The sequence below is a fragment of the Microcystis sp. M53598_WE2 genome (assembly GCF_030067735.1).
In the GTDB taxonomy this organism is placed as follows: domain Bacteria; phylum Cyanobacteriota; class Cyanobacteriia; order Cyanobacteriales; family Microcystaceae; genus Microcystis; species Microcystis aeruginosa.
Genome location: NZ_JASJFE010000856.1, coordinates 1 through 3,730, shown reverse-complemented (window position 1 = coordinate 3,730; position 3,730 = coordinate 1). Strand labels below are relative to the sequence as shown.

Genomic DNA, 3,730 nt, shown 5'->3' with positions numbered 1-3,730 from the left:
CTTGGCGATTATTGTTGATATAGTGCAGAATACAGGCATTAGCACCACTAGCGACAATAGAAGGATAAGCAGGCCCCATACCCCCTTCTAGGCGAAAAGTATGCTCAATTTCCGCTTGAATTTGATACTCGTAGTGACCAACTTTAGTGAATTCTCTGGCCCGATTATGTGCCTGGGCCGAAATAGCGGTTGCTTGGCGAATATTGTCCAATTCGGCCTCGGTTTTCAGTAAGCGCAAAGGATGGAGAATAAAATTAGTATCCTCTAAAGCAGTCGGTCCGGTGCCGCGACGGGGAAAAGTGGCGATTAATTTTTGCCAGTGATTGAGAACACTTGTATTAAAAGTTTTGTCCCGTCCGAGATGATAATAAATTCGTTCGGCTTTTTCGAGATATTGGGGTAATTTTTCCTCCAATTCTTGGATAGAATAGGCCTCATCAGCACCAAAAATCTCCTTTGCTCCTTCCACCCCGTGGAGATAGCCGGTCCAGGTTTCTTTTTCTGGGTCTTTTGGCTGTACGAACAGGATAAACTGATGTTCGGGGTGATGGGGTGCTAAAATCGCCACCGCATCGGGTTCATTAAATCCTGTCAGGTAAAAAAAGTCACTATCCTGACGATAGGTGTATTCTACGTCATTGTGCATGACCGCCATGGGCGCACTGCGAAAAATTGCGGTTCCATGGCCGATTTTTTCCATTACTTGCTGACGACGGTGCTGAAACTCTCTGCGATCGATGCTCATAGATATTCCTAAAAATGTCACAATAAGTCTTAGAGTCTATTATCGCTAATCTTTTTAGTTTATGACCCCTGAAGAACCAGATTTTTCCCAAGATATCATCGAAAGGCGCGAGTTTACCCTAGCAGATTTTATCGCTCAAGAGGGGGCGGATTTCCTCAAAGGGGAATCTCCTGTCCCCAAATTAGTGCAGGTAAGGACTGAAATTAAACAATTTATTGCCGCTAATTTAGGGGATTCTTCGGGAGCTTTGCAGATAATTTTACAGCTTATCGTTGATGAAGAATTAACAAAAGTCAGTCAAAATTTAGATAATCCCGTTCAAGCTTTACAGTTAATCCTAGAAGAAATTTTAGACAATCAAGAATTACTCTATGAATTAGTACACCGAGTCGATGTGAAATGGGGACAATTATACGGAGAACGTCCCTATTTTCAAAAACCCCATCAAAAACCTCACCCTGAAGACGAATACACTCACAATTCCGTCAGAGATAAGTTAGTCAGTTTATTAGCTAGATTAGAAGCGAATAAGTAGTAGAGCCTATGGTAGTTAGGCTCTCTTATTCTTTGTGTTATGAGTTTAACTTATATAGGAGCGATCAATCTTTGTGTCCTTTGTGTCTTTGTGGTTTCTCCCATAGGAGACTCCGAGACGATTCAAGATATGCCTTATCTTTAGGAAAAACTCTGTATTTTAATTATTTCTTAATAAATAGAGAATAACAGGACTGACACGGAGCATTTATCCCTAGACAGACCACCGGGACGGTCAGGGGTGAAAATAGGTGTAAGATGAAAAAATTCTCCGATAACTGTTGCTCTATCCCCCGCGTGCCTACCTATTCCTACTATACCGCCGATGTTTTTAGCGATCGCATTTTTGGCGGTAATCCCCTGGCGGTTTTTCCGGAAGCGTCTGGATTAACCCACACCCAGATGCAAAAAATCGCCGCCGAATTTAACTTCTCAGAGACAGTCTTCGTTTTTCCGCCAGAAACAGACCAAGGCAGCAAAAAAGTCCGTATTTTCACCCCCAGTATCGAATTACCCTTTGCAGGGCATCCTACCGTCGGCACGGCCTATATTTTAGCCCTAATCGGTGCTATTCCCCCCCACCAAGAAACCACGATTTATCTGGAGGAAGGAGTCGGTTTAGTACAGGTAAAAATTCTCATGGACGGGGAAAAACCGGTCTATAGTGAGTTAAAAGTGGCACAATTGCCAGAATTAGTGGCGGATAATTATGCTCTCGATGATTTAGCGGCGATTCTTTCCCTAAGCGTTGCCGATTTCTTACCCGGTTATCCCCCTCGCGCCTTTTCCTGTGGCCTTCCTTTTTTATTCATCCCCGTTAGAAACCGCGATATTTTAGGGAAAATAAAACTAAATCTAACTCTTTGGTCATCATTATTAGGTCAATCCCCCGCTAATTCCCTTTTTGTCTGCTGTTTTGAACCAGAATCACCCCAATCTCGTCTCTATGGCCGAATGTTTGCCCCCGGTTTAGGAGTTATGGAAGATCCCGCCACCGGTTCGGCTGTGGCCGCTTTAGCGGGCTATCTAGGGGGGTTAGAATCTTCTAGGGAAGGGATGAATCAATGGACGATAATCCAGGGAGTGGAAATGGGCAGACCAAGCAACATACAATTAAAGTTTCAGAAAAATAACCGGTCAATTACGGAAGTTTCTGTGGGTGGTGCATCAGTTCTAGTCTGCCAAGGCAAGATGATAATTCCCGATGGGGAAGCACTTTAGCTGGTTAGAAAATGAATAGTTTCCGCTAGGGACTTTAGCTCTAAATCCGAGATTTTGTCATCATTCCAATAACTAATTTCTTTGCCTACTTTTTCGATAAAATAATTGGCTGCATAACGATATCTTTGTTGACAGGCTTCCCGAGCGAAATCCACCAGAGCTTTGGCGTATGATTCGGGAGAGTGATTATTTTCTAGCCAAATTTGACCATTTTTCCCAATAGTCTGATAGAATTGCGGATCGTGAAGAAATTGAGAGAAATGTTGGTGTAAATCGGCGATTTCGTTGCCAACAGTCACATAACCTACGGTATTTTCCGGCAACTCACTATACCAACCTATTTTAGTCACTAAACTTGGCAAACCATGGCTCCAAATCCGCAGCTGACTACCGGAAGCTTCCCCCATAGTGGGATAACGTAAATTGATTGCTAAATCTGCGTTAGCTAAGGCGGTTTCTAATTTGGCTTCCGTGACAAAACCATGCAAGGTTACTAAATTATTTAAATTTAAGCTATTAATTTTTTGAAGGAGATAATTACTATCCCATACTTCTCCATAGATGTCTAAGCGAAAAGCTTGTTTTTGGGGAAAACTGGCCAGAGAGTCCAAAACCAGTTCCAGACATCGATTAACGCCTATGTAACCAAAGATAATCAGTTGATATAATTGTTTTTCTGTTGGTTTTTCTGTCTCTTGAATCAATGATTGACCGTGACTAGGATAGGGTAGTGGCAGATAGCCAGTCAGCCATAAATTTTCCTGTTTGAGTTGTTGATAAGTCTGTTGTCCGTGGCAAATTACCCCTAGAGCATTTTTTAAAGCTAAGGGAGTGAGAGGGTAATATTCAGCCATAAATTCCGTAGATAATTCACAATTCCAAAACTTTTCTGCCGCTAAAGCTCCTTCTATCCCATAATAACGGAGCATTTGATTTATATAACCAACTTTATCCTGATTCAACTCTCTATAGATACCTCCAAAAAAATGTTGTAGTTTCAGGTCATGTAGCACCACTATTCCAGGGCAACGACAACTAATTTGCCAGATATTTCCGTGAAAATCGGGATTATTTCCGATGTGATAGATGTTAATATCGGTGTGATTAATCGCCGACCAAGGCATCTGATCGATCTGATAGTGATTGACCTTAACACAACGGCTAATTTCTCGGTCATAAATCGTTTGATCAGTCCAGAGTTCTAATTGACAATTTTTGATTAAACCAGGG

The 3,730-nt window shown here is 42.0% G+C and carries 4 protein-coding genes; 2 read left to right on the top strand and 2 right to left on the bottom strand.

All coding sequences use genetic code 11. From position 1 onward, the window contains the following. Nucleotides 1-745: aminopeptidase P family protein (locus PX636_RS17290; RefSeq protein WP_288118031.1), on the bottom strand; the 745-nt coding region annotated here is incomplete at its 3' end. Between the two features lie 61 nt (nt 746-806). Between PX636_RS17290 and PX636_RS17285 the strand changes: the two genes are divergently transcribed. Both PX636_RS17285 and PX636_RS17280 read left to right on the top strand, forming a co-directional pair. Then, complete coding sequence (locus PX636_RS17285; RefSeq protein WP_002795510.1) at nt 807-1,280, top strand: hypothetical protein; 474 nt, start codon at nt 807-809, stop codon at nt 1,278-1,280. Nucleotides 1,281-1,576: 296 nt separating this feature from the next. Next, nucleotides 1,577-2,500, top strand: a complete 924-nt coding sequence (locus PX636_RS17280; RefSeq protein ID WP_288118033.1) for a PhzF family phenazine biosynthesis protein — start codon at nt 1,577-1,579, stop codon at nt 2,498-2,500. On the opposite strand, the gene PX636_RS17275 is transcribed toward PX636_RS17280, so the two are convergent. Further along, the coding region (locus tag PX636_RS17275; RefSeq protein WP_288118028.1) for a glycosyltransferase at nt 2,497-3,730 on the bottom strand (1,234 nt) is incomplete at its 5' end. The two genes, PX636_RS17280 and PX636_RS17275, sit on opposite strands and share 4 nt — an antisense overlap.

Bases quoted from the DNA above. Each gene is read 5' to 3' on its own strand.
- PX636_RS17285 (WP_002795510.1), top strand. From the start codon at position 807: ATGACCCCTGAAGAACCAGATTTTTCCCAAGATATCATCGAAAGGCGC.